The organism is Streptococcus infantis, assembly GCF_047460685.1.
GTDB lineage: Bacteria > Bacillota > Bacilli > Lactobacillales > Streptococcaceae > Streptococcus > Streptococcus infantis_AD.
This window is the reverse complement of the sequence record NZ_JASHFS010000008.1, coordinates 40,492-59,207: the sequence shown is the minus strand read 5'-3', so window position 1 is coordinate 59,207 and position 18,716 is coordinate 40,492. Positions and strand designations below refer to the sequence as shown.

The window sequence follows — 18,716 nt, the reverse complement described above, 5'->3', positions numbered from 1 at the left end:
CTCCTTAATAAACATGTTTAGATACGACTATACTATTTGGTTTTTCAAACTCTCGATTAAGGTAGGCTTGGTAAGTTCCTGGAGCGATAAATCCTTTGGGTGAGAGGATATCGGTGCCAGCCTGACCGACTATGGTATCAGCCAAGAGCACACAGTTTGTAGATAAGACAAAGTAGGATTTAAACTTAGATTTGATAAATTTATAAAGTTCCCCATCTGTCTCATGTCTGATTTTATAAGCGTAGGTGTAGTCTTCCTTACCATCACCTGTCATGATTTTATCTGCACTTGGCTCCCATGGAATCGTCAGTTGTTTCAATTCAGCCAACTTTTTCTGAACTGCTTTTTCCATTTCAGGCGTCAAATCTATCCCATAACCAAAAAGCGTTTTTTGACTCTCACGTTTACATAGGTCAATGTACTTGTCACGATCACAGAAATATAAGACACCATCTCCTACCATGCCAAATAAGGTCTCAGAAGACGGATCATAGTTGCCATAAGAAATAACACGGCCTTGATAGCAGATATCCACATGACCAATTGCCGAAAACAGAGAGGTCTCAGCTGTATGAACAAAAATTTCAAGCTCCGCTGTCTTACCAGACTTCACCATTCCAAGATGGATATCCTCTCTCTCATCAGCATTTTCCTGCATGAATTTGTTGATTTTTGCTAAAGTTCTTGCAGGGATGAGAGCGGCTAGGACAATAGGTAAGCTAATTCTAATGCGACGTTTGAGATGGTTTTTCCCAATTTCCTCCTCAAACAAGAAACCATCACGGATATTGGACAGACCATAAAGGAAAAAATAAGCCCCTAATACAAAGAGTTGAAAGACAGAATTTCCTGTAGAGGACAAAAGACTAGTCCCACCAAGAAAAACTAGTACGAGTCCATCTAGTAAGAGACGAAAACGAGGTCGAATTTTGTTTTTGCGGTAGAGAACATAGGTGACAAGGTTAATACTAGCATGAAAAATCTGATAAACTCCAATCACAAGAGCCAAAATATAAATCGGCACATCCGTCGCAAGATTGGAGCCAAGCAAATATCCCAGCACTAACAATTTAACCAGTGCAACTCCCAAGGTGTCCGTTGACTGACTTTTTTTGAAAATACGTAATACTAAATCTAAGACCGTTGCTATCCAAGCTAAAAACAGAACCAGTCGAATAACCTTTACTGGCAACCAAGTCCCCGTGACCATCAAGATGAGACCTAGCAGAACAAACAAGAACCCCTGAGCAAGTAATTTCTTACCTGTCAGACCTAAAGATAGAATTTTCGCCATATAAAAACCTTTCAACAATAAAAATTAAACACTCCGATTAAACTGACTAGTAAATAGCCAACACTACAAACAGCCTGTGCCAGCAACATATGGTGACTAGAAATGACTGTAGTAATGTCACCATCTTGTCTTATGCACTTCTAAAATTTGTTATATTGATTAGAAGCCAGAGCTTATAAAAACTAGCTAAACTCGAGAGATAGACACAATTGCGACGAAAAAATGTATAACCAATTCAACTTGTTAAGGTAAGAAAGCATTATTTCCAATCTATTAATTATTCATCTATTACCTATTATGACACAATATTCCCTATAGTTCAACTTTTTACTTATTTCAATAGTTTTGATTATTTTCAACATGAAAACTCTTCAAAAATTATGCAGGGGCATCTAAACAACAGGAAAAAGTCTTGGAATCAAGGCTTTTTTACTTGTCAAATCAATCTCATCCATACTTTTCACCACTCAAAAAGCGAGCCGTCGATTTGGCTCACTTTTTCTTTTTTCATTCTTAATTTCGGTAAAAATGACTATCTTTGTCGCTTGGTGATTGGCCGATTGCCAAGACGTCTTGGCTACCATCCGTACCAGTTAATTCATTTGCTACGCCTGCTGGGGTAAAGATAAGGCGTGCTCCTTCTCCACCACCAACAAGATGAATTCCTGTCAAATAGTAACCGTCCTTCTCCTCTACTTTGTCCATCTCATATTTAAAGGTGCCTTTTGAGCTTTGAATGGTCACGATTCCATCCGCTGTGACTGTAGCAGTTGTTCCAGCATAATTCTCCCAAGTTCCAAGGAATTTAGAATAATCTTTTTGATTTTCCGCCTTTGTCTCAGTTTGAGTAGCTGTAGCGCTTGAAGAACTTGTCTCAGACTTCTGCTCCTCTTTTTGACTAGCTTCTGTTTTACTTGATGACTCCTTAGTTACTTTAGAGGATGAAGCCTCTTTGCTTGAAGATGCTGTAGTTTTTTCAGCATTTCCTCCACAAGCAGCTAATGTTAAGACCGCCAGCAAAGCAAGAGCTGAAAGACTAGTGTAACGCAATGTTTTGTTTTTCATAAAAATCTCCTTTTGAAATGATGACCCAGTTTAGTCTGAATCTAAAATGGCTAGTCCGAAATTACATATATTTTTGACGGCTAACCTGTAGTTTTCAGTGTATCATTTATTTGTCTATAATTCAATAGTTATTTTGGTAACTTTGTGTAAGATCAAGCAAAAAACTGATCCAAGAATGAATCAGTCTCTCTTTATATCTTCTTTGATTTTTTAATAGCTTTAATAGATAAACATGGCATCGCCAAAGCTAAAGAAACGGTATTTTTCATCGATAGCATGCTGATAGGCTTCGAGGACCAATTCACGGCCTGCAAAGGCAGAAACGAGCATAACCAATGTTGATTTAGGCAAGTGGAAATTAGTAGAAAAAGCATCCACCACTTTCCAATCATAGCCAGGCTTGATAAAGATATTGGTCCAGCCAGAATCGGCCTGGATTTGGCCGTCAAACTTGCTTCCGATAGTCTCTAGTGTACGGATAGAGGTTGTCCCCACAGCAATGACACGGCCACCATTTTCCTTGACCTGTCGCAAGGTCGCTGCAGCTTCCTCAGACAATTGGTAAAACTCTGAGTGCATCTCGTGTTCATCCAAATTATCTACTGAAACAGGTCTAAAGGTCCCAAGTCCAACGTGCAAGGTCAGATAGACTAGGCGAACCCCTTTTTGCTGGATTTCTTCCAGTAATTCCTTGGTAAAATGGAGACCTGCAGTCGGGGCTGCTGCTGATCCACTCTCCTTGGCATAGACTGTCTGGTAACGTTCACGGTCATCCAACTTTTCATGGATATAAGGAGGCAAGGGCATTTCTCCAAGACTTTCAAGTACTTCTAGGAAAATTCCTTCATACTCAAAACGGACAATACGGCCACCATGGGTTAATTCCTCAGTCACAACTGCGCTTAGTCGACCATCACCAAAGACAACACGGGCGCCGACCTTGAGACGTTTAGCAGGTTTTGCCAAGACTTCCCATTCGTCTCCTGCTATATTTTTCAAGAGCAAGAGTTCAACATGGCCCCCTGTTTCTTCCTTTTGACCATGAAGTCGTGCTGGCAAAACACGGGTATCATTCATCACCAGGGCATCACCTGGCTCTAGCATTTCAATAATGGAGTGAAAGTGGCGATCTTGAAATTCTCCAGTCTGGCGATTGACCATCAAGAGCTTAGAGGCATCGCGCTTTTCCAGAGGTGTTTGTGCAATCAACTCCTCAGGCAAGTGAAAATCAAAATCATTGGTATTCATTGTAGTCATATTTCCTTTTCTTTTCTAATGTACTTACGATTAGCTATCAAAACGAACTTCTTCAAGCAAATACTCGATGAAACGTTCACCCATCTTAGATAAGCTCGTTTTCTCATGCTGGATATAAACCAGTTCAATAGGATCATCAATATCTAGAGGAATGGAAACAATATTGTCCCCATTAAGATTACTATTGAGGATACCAGTCGCGATGGTATAGCCGTCCAAACCAATCAAGAGATTGAACAAGGTCGCACGGTCACTAACCACGATGGATTTCTTGTGGTGTTCCTGAGACAAAATCTCTTCTGAGAAATAGAAGGAATTATGGGTACCTTGATCATAGCTCAAGTATGGGAAGTCTTCTAGGTCTGCCAACTGCACCTTGTCTTTTTTGGCAAGCGGGTTAGACTTGCTGACAAAGATATGGGGCTGTGCTGTAAAGAGATGGTGGGCAACGAGATGATTGTCATCCAACATCTTCGAAAGAACGTCCCGGTTATAGCTATTTAAAAAGAGGACTCCGACTTCACTACGGAAGTTCTTGACGTCATCGATGATTTCCCAGGTTCTAGTTTCACGCAAAAAAAGCTCGTACTTTTCCATATCGCTTTTCTTAAGTAAGGAAACAAAGGCATTAACCACGAAGGCATAGTGCTGCGAAGACACACTAAAAAGCTCGCGATGAGCGATTGGATTCTTATAACGTTCTTCTAGGAGTTGAGTTTGCTCGACAACCTGACGGGCATAGGATAAAAACTCCATCCCATCACGTGTGAGGGTGATTCCCTTGGGATTGCGGATAAAAATCTCAATCCCCATCTCATTTTCTAGGTCACGAACTGCATTTGAAAGACTAGGCTGAGTGATAAAAAGCTGCTTGGCAGCCTCATTCATAGAACCAGTCTCTACGATTTTGATAATATAGTGTAATTGTTGAATTCTCATGTTTTTATTGTACCATACTTGAGGCAATATAAAAAGGACCAGTCACTGAAAGGTCTGTGGCTAAGCTTAGATGAGTGCTTTCAAATAACTTTATCTAGCACTTTAAAAAGAGGTTGAAACAATTCCAACCTCCTTTAATCTTTATTATTATACAAGTTTTTTAATCGAAACTTAGCTTCCTCTTTCCCAAAAAATGGCTAACAAAATCATAGCCCCGAGAACTGATGGGATAATGGCTGTTCCGCTTAGGCTTGGTCCCCAAGAACCAAAGAGTAATTGTCCTAGAAAGGCACCAATCCAGCCGAGAAACATTTTCCCGAAGCATCCCATACGTTCGCCACGATTAGTGATAGCTCCTGCTAGTAGTCCGATTAAAAGACCGACAAACATACTTCCAAGCATAGATTCTCCTTAAATTGCCCAATCTCCATTGCGGAAGAGTGGTACGCGTGTTCCATCCTCACGGATACCATCGATATCCATTTGGTTAGAACCAATCATAAAGTCAACATGAACATCTGAACGGTTAAGCCCTGCAGCTTCAAGTTCTTCTTCGCTCATCTCTGCTCCGCCAACAACGCTAGTTGCATAGGCTGCACCGATAGCCAAGTGGTTCGATGCATTTTCGTCGAAAAGAGTATTAAAGAAGGTAATACCTGACTGTGAAATTGGGCTTGGATCGGGTACCAAGGCACATTCACCCAAGGCACGCGCACCAGCATTCTTAAAGACAAGGTCCTTCATAACCTGGTCACCCTTTTCAGCAGTGATATCAACAATTTGACCATTTTCAAAGGTTACTTTGATGCCTTCGATGATATTTCCATTGTAGCTAAGAGGTTTTGTAGACGTTACATAACCATCAGCACGACGGAAGTCAGGAGCTGTAAAAACTTCTTCTGTTGGCATGTTTGGCAAGAAGCCTTCACCTTGGGCATTGATAGCTCCAGCTGATTCCCAAACGTGGTTCTTAGGCAAGCCAAGTGTCAAATCTGTTCCAGGTGCTGTGTAGTGAAGAGCTGAGAATTGCTCTTTGTTGAGCATTTCCGCCTTGCTCTTGAGGATAGCAGCATGTTCTTCCCAAGCCTTAACTGGATCTTCTTCGTAGATACGGCAAGTTTTGAAGATTTGGTCCCAAAGGAGATCGACTGCTTCTTCGTCGCTTGCAGCATTTGGAAAGACCTTCTTAGCCCACTCGAGTCCAGCTGCAGCAGCAACCGTCCAGCTAACCTTGTTAGATTGGGTTGCAATACGCATTGGCTTCATGGCAATTCCCATAGCTTTAGCAGAAGCTGAAAGCTTTTCAGCATCCACTCCGTTCAAGGCACCTGGGTCAGAAGAACGAACACCGAGGCGACTTGCTTTGTTTTCAAGAAGGTAGTTCATCTCAGCGATCTTGTATTCTGGTACATTGTCCAAACGCTCCATCGGCGCATGAAGGAATTTTTCACGGTTTAGAAAGTCATCTGCCCATTGGACGATAACTTCGTGCGCTCCAAGTGCATAGGCTTCTTTAACAATTAAGTGAGCCAACTCGCGTTGCTCCACATCGATGGAGAGAGCTAAGGTGTGACCAGGTTGCACGTTCACTCCGTTTGCAACCAACAACTTAGCATATTTTTCTAAATTTTCTTTAAAATTTGGTAAAACCATTCTGTTTTCTCTTTTCTATTTTTATTTCAAATCTTTGAGCATATTTGTCTTACTCAAAATTCTTCCCTTACTAGTATATCACATATGATGTAAATTTAAAAACAAGCCTAATAAAGCTTGTTTTTATTTAACTATCACAAAAGTCGTGTACATATCTTTCCACTTCTTTTTCCATAGATTGAATCTCACGAATACCCCATTTATCATTCTTTACCGTTACATCTGCCATCATCTGTAATTTTAAACTCTGGCGATTGAAAATTCCTTCCCACTGTTTATATTTTGCACTTGGAACTAAATTTCCAAACTTCGAATTTTGACTATCTGTAATGATACAGAGATTCCCAAAGGAGTGCAAAAATTTATCATCAATTTTTTCAACTCTTTCATCACTATTTGGATGTTGTGGAAACCAATGCTCTATAGAACGACGATATGCAAATTTGAAATCTTCAAACTTAACATCATAATCTTTCTTCAATTCTTCACGATTTTTCCATAAAACATAATCTACAAAGTTAAAAGCATAAACAGGAATTGCACCATATTTCTTAATTCTTCTATCCTCAGTAAACAATCTTTCTTCTGCATACGTCACTGCCATTTTTTCTAGAAATTCTTTAAAACGAGCACCAAATTCTTGATCATTTAGTTCTTCAATATGTCTGAAGAGAAATTGTAAAATCTCATATAACCAACGACTATTCCGATTAGCAGTGAAAGTCACAGCAAACATGGATTGAAGCATTAAAATATCATCATTGAACTCTTCAAAAGAATTTTTATCATAATAATATTGAACAAACAAATCTCCTCCAGCTTTGTTATTATAATCATTTCGATAAACTTTCTGCAGAAACCAATCATTTTCTTGTCTTCTATTATTAGTCTCTTGTGACATTCGTACAATCAAATTATCAAATATAAATTTTAATTTCAATAAATTTCTAATAAATAATGTAACATCCTCTACACTTGTATTAACACTAGTTATATTTTCAAATGTTTCTAATAATTTCTTATCATCAAGCTGTATATCAGAAGGGGATACATTACCAAATGTTATATAATAAACGAAATATAAAAATGTTTCAAAGTTTATAATCGTTCTGTATTTTTCCACTTCATTCGTATGTGATACTACTTTAACTGTTGTAGATTCTTTATTTCCTATACTAGATAATAAAGACTTCTTATTACTTGATTGAACTTCTATTTGGCTTAAAGACTCATCGATATTTAAAAGGAAACTATTTTGATAATGATTTCCTTTAATCCAATTCAAAGGAAAGATTTTTTCTCTTTCTGCATCAGAATGCTTTTTCTTTGCTTTTTTTGTAAATGCATTGATTACTGGCTTATCAAAGTCTGCGCAAGCATCCCATATTCTCGCAAATTTTTGTGCCATTTCTTGATCTTTACCAAACTTAGCCATCATTTGCGCCTTAAGAATTTCATGAGCTTCTAGTTGCTCACCTCGAGAGTTAAAACGTTCAAAATAAAGATTCAAATCCAAATCTTTAGGAAGTATACTCCGAAAAATGATGACTTTATTAAAAAGATAATCAACGAAAGACTGAGTATCAAGTTGACGCTCTCCTAGCACATTTTCTAATGCATCTTTAGCACGTCTGTACCCTCTAGTTAATTCATTTTCATCGTCCTCAAAAATTTTTTGCTTAGTAAATAGTTTTTGAATATTTTCATTTGATTTCCTCCGAGCTGGGAAAGTTAAACGAACCGCCTCTAATCTGTCACAATCAAACTCATTTTTCAAAACCAAGGCAATTAAATTAAGGGCTGTGGTGCGTTGTTGGCCATCTATAATTTTGAAAATACCATTCTCTTCATTGACGACTAATGTTCCAATATAGTAATTGTCTCTTTTTTCTTGAAAAGCATCTGCTACATCGTTCAATAATTGTTCGATTTCATCATAAGTCCAAGCAAAATTTCTTTGATAAAGAGGAATAGCATAGGTCTCTTCATTTAGCAAATGATTAACTGATAAGCATATATGTGTTTCTACCATTTATCTTTTTCCTCTTCTATAATTTGTTCCACAGTATAATTTTCAAATAATTCTCTATCTATCTTAACCATGAAATCATTCGGAGTCACAGTATGTGCTAATAGTTGGAATAGCTTTTGAATCTCTTTTTGTCTGAATTTTCCTCCTGCAGCATAGTTCCCTACAGTAGCATCATATATAGCACGAGACTTTACACGGGGGTAGTAAGCCCAAATAAACAAGGTCTCTACTATTTCTTTTGATAATTCTTCTTTTCCAAATCTCTCTGCAAAAAGCGAACAAATATTTAGGAACAAATTATGACACTTTAGATAGCGTCCTTTTGAACTATTGTAAATTTTCGACATACCTTCTGGATAATCTGAACTATTCTTTTCCCTATCAGTCTCATCAGAAAAAACTAACTTTTCATTTAAAAAATTCTTATGTTCTTTAATAGTCTTATGGACGGATTCAATATACTCAAAAAATTTACTTCCATCAATGATTGGCATAGTTATTGACATAGGGAAGTTTTCAATATGACGATATAATTCTAGGTATGGAAAATTCTGACTTAAATCAACACCTTTAAAATCATCAATAAAATCCTCTGTAAAACGGAGATAAGAACCATAACGCTTGTTTGTCAATCCTGTCTCTCCTCGAGACCAACGTCTCATACGAAAAAGATGTTTATCAAATAACTCTTTGAGACTTAAATCTTTATCTTCTACAAATTGCTCCCACTTTTCCACAATCTTTTCATCTTCTGAATCTTGCTTGCGAAGATGATAGGCTTTGAGCAAATCATGAGGTTCTAAAGATTTTCCACGATTATTCTGAGAATCAAATAACTGAAAGGCTTCAGATAATCGTTTCTGTGGCATAGTAATCACGGAGACAGAACAATTTTCCAATAAAAAGTTGCAAATATCTTTTGCCTGATTTTCGCCGACCAATTGAGTCAAATTTTTCCACTCATTATAATTTTCACTCGCATGATAGCAAGATAGCTCTCCAAATTCAGCACTACTCAGCAGTTGCTTAGCACCCTTATAATTCTCTAAACTATCTAATAAATGAAGAAACAAGGAAATTGAAATTAGCCGTTGCTGTCCATCGACAATATCTAAGTATCCATCATTTTTATGTAAGATAACGGAACCAATCTGATATTCCTTTTTCCCCATAGCATCTCGTAAATCATAAAAAAGATTACGTATATGTTTTCTGTTCCATTTATATGGTCTTTGATAAGAAGGAATCCGCAAATTCCCTTTTTTCAATAGTTCTCCAACCTTTTTAGAAGTAAATTGAATAGTCATTTTATCCCCATCTATATTTATCTATCATTTCTTGAACTGTTTGCTTCATATCCTCTACTAAAATCCGAGGAGATAAAACAGTAACTGCTTCCCCTTGTCCCAGCAACCAGCGTTTAAGCCCTGGTGTGTGCTGACTTTCAAACTTAAAATGAGTCCAATCGCCATTTTTCCCAACTATTTTTGCATTTGGAAATTGATCCATCACAATCGTTGGATCGTACAAGTACTCGATTTCAATACTGATTTTCTTCCCGATAAAAGCATCTACTCTCTCGTTACGAATGTCACCATCTCTAAATTTATCTCGATAAGAAATAGAGGGTTTCTCTATACCACTAAGAGACCATGACTGGATACGGTCTATTCTTAAAGTAATATAAGTAGCATGTTTCAACTGGTAGACAACCAGATAGAAATAATGACTATCATAGTAAAGAGAGACTGGTAAAACAGTCTGCCTCTTAGAAGACTCAGAATAAGGTTTTTGATAGATAATGTCTAGAACCTGTTCATGTAAAATAGCTTCTGATAAATTCCAAATTTTCTCTATTCTATCTTGTTGATCCGTTAAGGGAGCATAATTAAGCTTTTCACTACCAATAATCTGCTCAATTTCTTTCTGGTCATCACGAGGAACTAAAATCAGTAAATTATTTAGTAAGCTATCAATTTCTGGCCTATTCAGTGCTCGATTTTCCAATAAAATCTTTGAAATAACGAGTATATCCTTTTTATTAAAAACTGCCTTACTTGATAGGCTATACTTATTCGTCTTACGGTTATAAAGCAAATCTCCACTAAAATCGGGATGACTGGATAAAATATCACGAAGGAGCGAAAAATCTCTCTGTATCGTCTTTTCGCTAACCTCAAATTCCTTAGCCAGTTGCTTTTTTCCTAGTGAAGAACCTAACTGTAAACGTAAAAAAATTGTTAGTAGTCTCTCTTGATCATTCATTTGCAATTTCCTTCTACAGATTATTCAAACAATATTATTTCTAGTACATTATTATCACTTCTATAGTCTAACTAGCACTTTATATTCAAAACGATTAAAGCAAAATAAACTAGCCCTTAGGTGATTTCAACTGTACCACTATGCCAGATTCGAAGAACTCAACTACGGATTCATCCATATTTTTTAAGTCTTCGGGTAAGCAGTCTGAATATACAATGAAGAGTTTGCTTCTTTTCTTATTCTCTTTGAATTGCTGCATCCAGTATTCCTGTACCCTTTGATCAGCCTCTCCCAAAAGTTGAACTCCCTCCAGAAAAATCAAGTCATACTCTGTATACTCCATTTGCAATTTTAACCATTGACTATGTTTAGAAAAAATCAAATTATCTCTCACTCGATAATATCCAAGTGATGCTATTGGAGTAGCAGGTTTTATTTTAGTTAACGTATAAAACAAATGCCATCTGTCAGTCTCTGAAATACCGCAAATGTAAATACATTGAGAATCTTCTTTTAAGTCTATTTGTGGGAATCCAGTCCAATCACTCCCATCATCTTTCAAGCCTTTTTCAAAATTGTAAATTTGCTCTTCAATTGACACGTTAGAATTTAAAATTCCTTGATCCACCATATTATACTCTCTTTTCTATTATTTTTAAGAGAATTATAACAAATCAAGTGGACATATTTTGTCCACTTAATCAAAATAAGCAATTTTTTTAAAACAACTCATCAAACAGACTCAACTGGTTGTCCTCTGGCATATTGCCCAGAATTCCCATTTCATCCATCTTTTCAACTAAAGTTGAGGAAAGTCCACCACGCTTGCGGAGTTCTGTTTTAGAAAGGAACTCACCTTCTTGACGAGCTCGCACCAATTGCTTGGCAACGTTCTCTCCAAGACCATCCATAGCGACAAACGGTGGGATGAGGGTGTCTCCATCGATGATGAATTCGGTCGCATCACTGCGGTAGAGGTCCAATTTGCCGAACTTAAAGCCACGTTCCCACATCTCATTGACGATTTCAAGTGTTGTGTAAAGGTCAATTTCTACGTTGGAAGCTTCATTGTTCTTTCGTTTTTCAGCAATTTCTTGCATCTTGCGCTTGATAGCATCCAAGCCTGCCCCCATGGTCTTGATATCAAAGGCCTTGGCACGGATGGAAAAGTAAGCACAATAATAATAAATTGGATGGTGAACCTTGAAGTAGGCTACACGCAAGGCCATCATAACGTAGGCTGCCGCATGGGCTTTAGGGAACATGTACTTAATTTTCCCACAAGATTCGATATACCACTCAGGCACATTGTTGGCCTTCATAGCTTCGATATAACCGTTGCGCTCTTCTTCAGAGATTTTGAGCCACAATCCCTTACGTACACGCTCCATGATAGTAAAGGCCATCTTTGGATCTAGACCAGCGTGCATGAGGTAAACCATGATGTCATCCCGACATCCGATAACGGTTGACAGGTCTGCAATTCCAGCCTTAATCAAATCCTGGGCATTTCCCAACCATACGTCGGTACCGTGAGACAGACCAGAAAGCTGTAGCAACTCCGCAAAGGTCGTCGGATGGGTTTCATCCACCATTCCTCGAACAAAGTTGGTTCCAAACTCTGGAATTCCAAGCATACCGGTCGAGGTGCCGATTTGCTCAGGTGTCACTCCCAAGATATCTGTACCTGAAAAGAGGTCCATGACACCAGGATCATCCATAGGAATATCATTTGGATCAATGCCTGACAAGTCCTGGAGCTTGCGAATCATGGTCGGATCATCGTGTCCCAGGACATCGAGCTTAAGGACGTTCTCATCGATATCGTGGAAGTTAAAGTGGGTGGTTTGCCATTCAGCAGTGACATCATCTGCAGGATACTGCACAGGAGTAAAGTCATAGACATCCATATAGTTAGGGATAACAACGATTCCCCCTGGGTGCTGACCGGTCGTACGCTTAACACCTGCAGCTCCTTGGGCTAGGCGCTCTACTTCGGCTTCACGGTAGAACTTGCCATAGTCACGCTCGTAACCCTTAACAAATCCATAGGCTGTCTTGGCAGCCACCGTACCAACCGTTCCTGCACGGAAGGCATACTCTTCCCCAAAGATATCACGAACATCCAAGTGGGCGCTCGGTTGGTCTTCACCTGAGAAGTTCAAATCGATATCAGGTACCTTATCCCCATCAAAACCAAGGAAGGTCTCGAAAGGAATGTCCTGTCCATTCTTGCTGAGCTTGTGCCCACAGTTTGGACAGTCTTTATCTGGCATATCAAAACCTGAACCGTAGGAACCATCTGTGATAAACTCACTGTACTGACACTGACCACAGACATAGTGAGGAGAAAGCGGATTAACCTCGGTAATTCCAATCATGGTCGCAACGAAACTGGATCCAACAGACCCACGGGAACCAACTAAATAGCCTCGTTCGTTGGAGCGCTGCACTAGCATCTGTGAAGCTAGATAAATCACGGCAAAGCCATTCCCCAGAATAGAGGTTAGTTCTTTTTCAATCCGCAAATCGACAATATCTGGGAGTGGATTTCCATAGATTTCAAAAGCTTTTTTATAGGTTAACTCGGCAACCGTTTCCTCGGCTTGGTCAATGAAAGGTGTATACAAATCACCTTTAACGACCTCAACAGTCTCAAAGATTTCTGCTAAGGAATTGGTATTTTCAATGACAATCTTACGAGCTAAATCTTCTCCTAGAAAGGCAAATTCATCCAACATTTCATTAGTTGTTCTAAAATGTGCCTTGGGTAGCGGAGCTGGTTGGGCAGCTTCTCCATGGCCGATCGTTCGGTTAATCATAGCTCCCTGACCTAGACTGCGGACGATGATTTCTCGATAAATTTCATCCTCAGGTTCGAGATAGTGGACATTTCCTGTCGCAAGAACGGGCTTACCGAGACGGTCTCCGACCTCTATCAAACTCTTGATAATGGTCTGAAGCTCCTCCATGTCCTTAACTTGCTCTTTGGCAATCAGAGGTGCATAGATAGCTGGTGGCATGACCTCGATAAAATCATAGTATTTAGCTACTTCGACTGCCGCATCTACACCTTGTGATACGACTGCATCAAAGACTTCCCCTTCCGTACAGGCTGAACCTAAGATCAAACCTTCTCGATGGGCATCTAGTACCGTACGTGGAATCCGTGGAACTCCTTCAAAATACTGGGTATTAGAGAGGGAAACCAGCTTAAAGATATTTTTCAAGCCCACTTGATTTTTCACATAGATGGTCGCATGCTTGACTCGAGCTTTTTTATATGAATCCGGACTGATTAAATCAAGGTTTAATCGTGCCAAGTTAGTAACACCGTGTTTTTCTGCTACTTCTTTGATAAAGATAAAGAGCAGACGGCCAGTTGCTTCCGCATCATAGTTGGCCATATGGTGGTGTTCTAGAGCTACACTAAAACGTTTGGTCAAGGGTCCCAAACCATGTCGCTTGTACTCTGGATAGAGATTTCTAGCGAACTCTAGCGTATCGATGACAGGTTGAGTAATTTTTGGAAGACCGTGACGCTCATAGTTGGCATTCATAAAACCAACGTCAAAGCTTGCATTATGGGCTACAAGAACGGTATCTTTACAGAATTCTTGGAATTCTTTCAGAACTTGAATCAAGGGTTTAGCGTTTTTTACATGATCATCAGTAATCCCTGTCAATTCAGTTGTAAAGGCTGATAAGGGGTGCCCAGGATTGATAAATTCATCAAACTCAGCAATGATATTGCCCTTATACATCTTGGAAGCTGCCACCTGAATCAAATCATTATAGATTGCTGATAGACCAGTTGTTTCCACGTCAAAGACTACATAGGTAGCTTCAGAAAGATCCATCTCCACTTCGTTATAGACGATAGGAACACGATCCTCAACGATATTAGCTTCCATCCCATAGATCAGCTGAATACCAGCTTTCTTAGCCGCCTTATAGCCATGAGGGAAGGATTGAACATTCCCATGGTCCGTGATTGCTACCGCCTTATGTCCCCATTTAGCTGCTTTCGCAACGAGTTCTTCAACTTCAGGTAGAGCATCCATGGTGGACATATTGGTATGTGCATGGAACTCAACCCGACGTTCTCCCTCTGGCATCAAGTCTTTACGCTCATAGTGGACGACTTCCTGAACATCCTGTACATTCATGGTCAAGTCTCGCGTGAAATTATTGACCTCAACATTCCCACGAACACGGAGCCAAGAATTTTTCTTGATCATGTCAAACTTCAGAGCTTCTTCTTCATTTTTAACCCATTTTTGCATGGAGAAGCTAGATGTATAGTCCGTCATCTTGAAATTAATTAAGACACGACCTGTTCTAGTCACCTTCTGCTCGACATCAAAGACAACTCCTTCAAAAACCAGACGATTTTCCTCAGTATTAACCTCAATCATAGGAGTAATCTCTGCCTTGTCTAGTTTTGGCTTGGCAGCTGCCTTCTTGGCTTGAAAATCAAAGACAGGCTTATCCTCTACTGGAGGTGGTGGCGCCATCTGTTCCAATTGTTCCATAGCCCGAAGGGTTTCTTCATTAGCAGCTTGGATAATCATTTGATTTTCCGTCTGAAAGGCTTCTTGTTCTTCCCTTGTGAGCTCTTCATTTTTTTCTAAGATGCAAGAAAGTTTAGGAAAGCCAAAAAGTTCCAGCTGTTTGCTAAGATTTGGCAGATGATTTTTTCTAAAATGCTCTGTATCTGCCGCTTCAGAGGCTTCGATAATCAACTGGTCATTTTCAAAGCGAACCTGAAAATTCTGATATATAGAACGAAAACCTTGACTAGCGCAAGGACCATCCGAAAAAGCCTCTCGATAGTAGGCTTGTAAAAGTTCTCTAGAAAATTCCTGATTTCTCGTTTTTATCTCAAAACTAGCCTGATTTCCCGTTTTTGAGAATTCTTCTTTCAAGCCTCTTTTCAACTCTAGAAAAAGTTCAAAAGGCAAGATATTTTCAAAAACAAAATGAAACTCCCAAACTTTGCTTCGTTTATGAACAATGACTTGTTCTATTTCAGCCTGAGAGAAGGCCTCATGATTTCTCATTTCAGCGGGGATTCCCAACTGATTCATTAAAATTTCAAAAGTGGTTGACATCCATTTTCCTCACAATATACTCCTTCTATTTTACCATATTTGAGGCACTTTTTCCTATTTCTACCAAACAGAAAAAGAAGCCACAAAGTGACTTCTTTTAAAGTGACGGTGAATTATTCTTCACCTTTGTTTTTCTTAATGATTTCTTCTTGTACTGACTTAGGTACATCTTCGTAGTGATCGAATACCATCATAAATGTACCACGTCCTTGTGATGCAGAACGAAGAACTGTTGCGTAACCAAACATTTCAGCAAGTGGAACGTAAGCACGAACGATTTGGCTGTTACCGTGTGCTTCCATACCATCTACACGTCCACGACGAGCAGTTACGTGACCCATAACATCACCAAGGTTTTCTTCTGGAACAGTGATGGTTACAAGCATCATTGGTTCAAGGATAGCTGGTTGTGCAGTCTTAGCAGCTTCTTTAAGTGCAAGAGATGCAGCGATCTTGAAGGCAGTTTCAGATGAGTCGACATCGTGGTATGAACCATCGTAAAGCTTAGCTTTAACGTCAACCATTGGATAACCAGCAAGAACACCGTTAGCCATAGATTCTACCAAACCTTTTTCAACCGCTGGGATAAATTCACGAGGAACCACACCACCGACGATTGCGTTTTCGAATTCGAATCCTTTTCCTTCTTCGTTTGGAGTAAATTCAATCCATACATCACCGAACTGACCTTTACCACCAGACTGACGTTTGAAGAATCCACGTGCTTGAGTAGAAGCGCGGAATGTTTCACGGTAAGATACTTGAGGAGCACCTACGTTCGCTTCAACTTTGAACTCACGACGCATACGGTCAACAAGGACGTCAAGGTGAAGTTCACCCATACCAGAGATAACTGTTTCACCAGTTTCAACGTTAGTTTCAACGCGGAATGTTGGATCTTCTTCAGCCAATTTTTGAAGGGCGATACCCATCTTATCTTGGTCTGCTTTAGATTTAGGCTCAACCATCAATTGGATAACTGGTTCTGGAACGTTGATTGACTCAAGGATGATTTTAGCTTTTTCATCTGTCAATGAGTCACCAGTTGTAGTGTCTTTCAAACCAACGGCAGCAGCGATATCACCTGAGTAAACAGTGTCGATTTCTTGACGGCTGTTAGCGTGCATTTGAAGGATACGTCCGATACGTTCACGTTTACCTTTAGAAGTGTTCAATACGTAAGAACCTGATTGAAGAACACCTGAGTAAACACGGAAGAATGTCAAACGACCTACGAATGGGTCAGTCATGATCTTGAAGGCAAGAGCTGCAAATGGCTCTTCATCAGATGCTGGACGAGTTTCTTCTTCATCTGTATCTGGGTTGATACCTTTGATCGCAGGGATATCAAGTGGGCTTGGAAGGTAGTCGATAACCGCATCAAGCATCAATTGAACACCTTTATTCTTGAAGGCAGAACCACACAATACTGGGAAGAATTCAACGTTGATAGTCGCTTTACGGATACCAGCTTTCAATTCTTCGTTAGTGATTTCTTCACCTTCGAGGTATTTCATCATCAATTCTTCGTCAGTTTCAGCAACTGCTTCGATCAATTTTTCACGGTATTCTTGAGCTTGCTCAAGGTATTCAGCTGGGATGTCTTCTTCAAGGATATCTGTACCAAGGTCATTAGTATAGATTTCAGCTTTCATCTTGATCAAGTCAATGATCCCACGGAAGTCATCTTCAGCACCGATTGGCAATTGAATTGGGTGAGCATTTGCTTGAAGACGATCGTGAAGTGTGCTTACTGAGTAAAGGAAGTCAGCACCGATTTTGTCCATTTTGTTGGCAAATACGATACGTGGAACTCCGTACTCAGTTGCTTGACGCCAAACTGTTTCAGTTTGAGGCTCAACACCTGATTGTGAGTCAAGAACTGTAACCGCACCGTCCAATACACGAAGAGAACGTTGTACTTCGATTGTGAAGTCCACGTGTCCTGGTGTGTCGATGATGTTTACGCGGTGGTTATTCCATTGAGCTGTTGTCGCAGCAGATGTGATAGTGATACCACGTTCTTGCTCTTGCTCCATCCAGTCCATTTGTGACGCACCTTCGTGAGTTTCACCGATTTTGTGGATTTTACCAGTGTAGTAAAGGATACGCTCAGTTGTAGTTGTTTTACCAGCATCGACGTGAGCCATGATACCGATATTACGAGTTTTTTCAAGTGAAAATTCGCGTGCCATGAGGTTTGTTTCTCCTATATTTTTTATTTCTATTCTATTATAACACGATTTAATAAAAACGGATAGGCAGGACCTACCCGTTCTCAATGTTTATCTTGTTATTGTTGGTTTCAACTTGTAGATAAGTTGAGTTGAACTTGAGCTATAGTTAGTTAGCCGATATTAGCTCAATTGAACCCGGGCTAAGAGCTCATGTTAACTGATTTGAACCCGAGCGAGGCACGGTGCAAAAAAGATAAACTGCTTTGTGTTCACGGAACACTGCATCAGTTTCCTATTTTTGCCTTGGGCCTTTACCGCTCTTGGTATCATAATCTAGTTGAGCTCAAGCTAAAAGTCTGGAGAAAAAGATGAATCTCATTGGTTGCAATCGCAACCTGCTTCGATTCCCTATTTTCTCTGGGACTTTCTTAACGCTTTCGCATCCTATATTACCAACGGAAGTGTGCGAAGGCACGGTTAGCTTCAGCCATACGGTGAGTGTCTTCACGTTTCTTAACTGCTGCACCAGTGTTGTTAGCAGCATCCAAGATTTCTTTTGCAAGACGGTCTTGCATTGTGTGTTCACCACGAAGGCGAGCGATTGTTACCAACCAACGAAGTCCAAGTGTTGTACGACGTTCTGGACGAACTTCAACTGGGACTTGATAGTTAGAACCACCAACACGACGTGCACGTACTTCAAGTACAGGCATGATGTTTTCCATAGCTGTTTCAAATACTTCAAGTGCATCGTTACCAGTAACTTCTTTGATTTGTTCAAAAGCACCGTAAACGATTGAAGCAGCTGTACCACGTTTACCGTCAAGCATAACGCGGTTGATAAGACGAGTAACTAATTGTGAATTGTAAAGCGGATCTGGCAATACGTCACGTTTTGGAGCTCTATTTTTACGACTCAT

General features: G+C 39.7%; 13 protein-coding genes. All 13 read right to left on the bottom strand.

Annotated features, from left to right (window positions below; translation table 11 throughout):
• Positions 1-4: 4 nt before the first annotated feature.
• A complete protein-coding gene (locus QM917_RS05215) occupies positions 5-1,294 on the bottom strand; it encodes a DUF308 domain-containing protein (RefSeq protein WP_414285162.1) in 1,290 nt (429 codons plus the stop codon).
• A 513-nt stretch (positions 1,295-1,807) separates the two neighbouring features.
• Positions 1,808-2,359, bottom strand: a complete 552-nt coding sequence (locus tag QM917_RS05210; RefSeq protein WP_414285161.1) for a DUF6287 domain-containing protein — start codon at positions 2,357-2,359, stop codon at positions 1,808-1,810.
• A gap of 219 nt (positions 2,360-2,578) precedes the next feature.
• Positions 2,579-3,607: a tRNA preQ1(34) S-adenosylmethionine ribosyltransferase-isomerase QueA gene (queA, locus tag QM917_RS05205; protein WP_311522851.1), complete on the bottom strand. Its 1,029-nt coding sequence runs from the start codon at positions 3,605-3,607 to the stop codon at positions 2,579-2,581.
• A 39-nt stretch (positions 3,608-3,646) separates the two neighbouring features.
• The gene (locus tag QM917_RS05200; protein WP_049548400.1) at positions 3,647-4,555 is read right to left on the bottom strand and encodes a LysR family transcriptional regulator; all 909 of its coding nucleotides are present in this window, start codon (positions 4,553-4,555) and stop codon (positions 3,647-3,649) included.
• 171 nt (positions 4,556-4,726) lie between these two features.
• Positions 4,727-4,957, bottom strand: coding sequence for a GlsB/YeaQ/YmgE family stress response membrane protein (locus QM917_RS05195; RefSeq protein WP_045763100.1), 231 nt, complete (start codon positions 4,955-4,957; stop codon positions 4,727-4,729).
• A 9-nt stretch (positions 4,958-4,966) separates the two neighbouring features.
• Positions 4,967-6,208 carry an aminopeptidase gene (locus QM917_RS05190; RefSeq protein ID WP_225749977.1) on the bottom strand — a complete coding sequence of 414 codons (1,242 nt, stop codon included), beginning with the start codon at positions 6,206-6,208 and terminating at the stop codon, positions 4,967-4,969.
• Between the two features lie 127 nt (positions 6,209-6,335).
• Positions 6,336-8,240, bottom strand: a complete 1,905-nt coding sequence (locus tag QM917_RS05185) for a DUF262 domain-containing protein (RefSeq protein WP_414285160.1) — start codon at positions 8,238-8,240, stop codon at positions 6,336-6,338.
• Positions 8,234-9,547: a DUF262 domain-containing protein gene (locus tag QM917_RS05180; protein ID WP_414285159.1), complete on the bottom strand. Its 1,314-nt coding sequence runs from the start codon at positions 9,545-9,547 to the stop codon at positions 8,234-8,236. The genes QM917_RS05185 and QM917_RS05180 overlap by 7 nt, the downstream gene beginning before the upstream one ends.
• Before the next feature lies 1 nt (position 9,548).
• The gene (locus QM917_RS05175; protein ID WP_414285158.1) at positions 9,549-10,505 is read right to left on the bottom strand and encodes a helix-turn-helix transcriptional regulator; all 957 of its coding nucleotides are present in this window, start codon (positions 10,503-10,505) and stop codon (positions 9,549-9,551) included.
• Between the two features lie 109 nt (positions 10,506-10,614).
• Positions 10,615-11,136, bottom strand: a complete 522-nt coding sequence (locus QM917_RS05170) for a DnaA ATPase domain-containing protein (protein WP_414285156.1) — start codon at positions 11,134-11,136, stop codon at positions 10,615-10,617.
• Positions 11,137-11,224: 88 nt separating this feature from the next.
• A complete protein-coding gene (locus QM917_RS05165; RefSeq protein WP_414285154.1) occupies positions 11,225-15,619 on the bottom strand; it encodes a PolC-type DNA polymerase III in 4,395 nt (1,464 codons plus the stop codon).
• Positions 15,620-15,732: 113 nt separating this feature from the next.
• Positions 15,733-17,814 (bottom strand): elongation factor G, encoded by a 2,082-nt coding sequence (fusA, locus tag QM917_RS05160; RefSeq protein WP_049527297.1) that lies wholly within the window; start codon positions 17,812-17,814, stop codon positions 15,733-15,735.
• 431 nt (positions 17,815-18,245) lie between these two features.
• A complete protein-coding gene (gene rpsG / locus QM917_RS05155) occupies positions 18,246-18,716 on the bottom strand; it encodes a 30S ribosomal protein S7 (RefSeq protein WP_000087876.1) in 471 nt (156 codons plus the stop codon).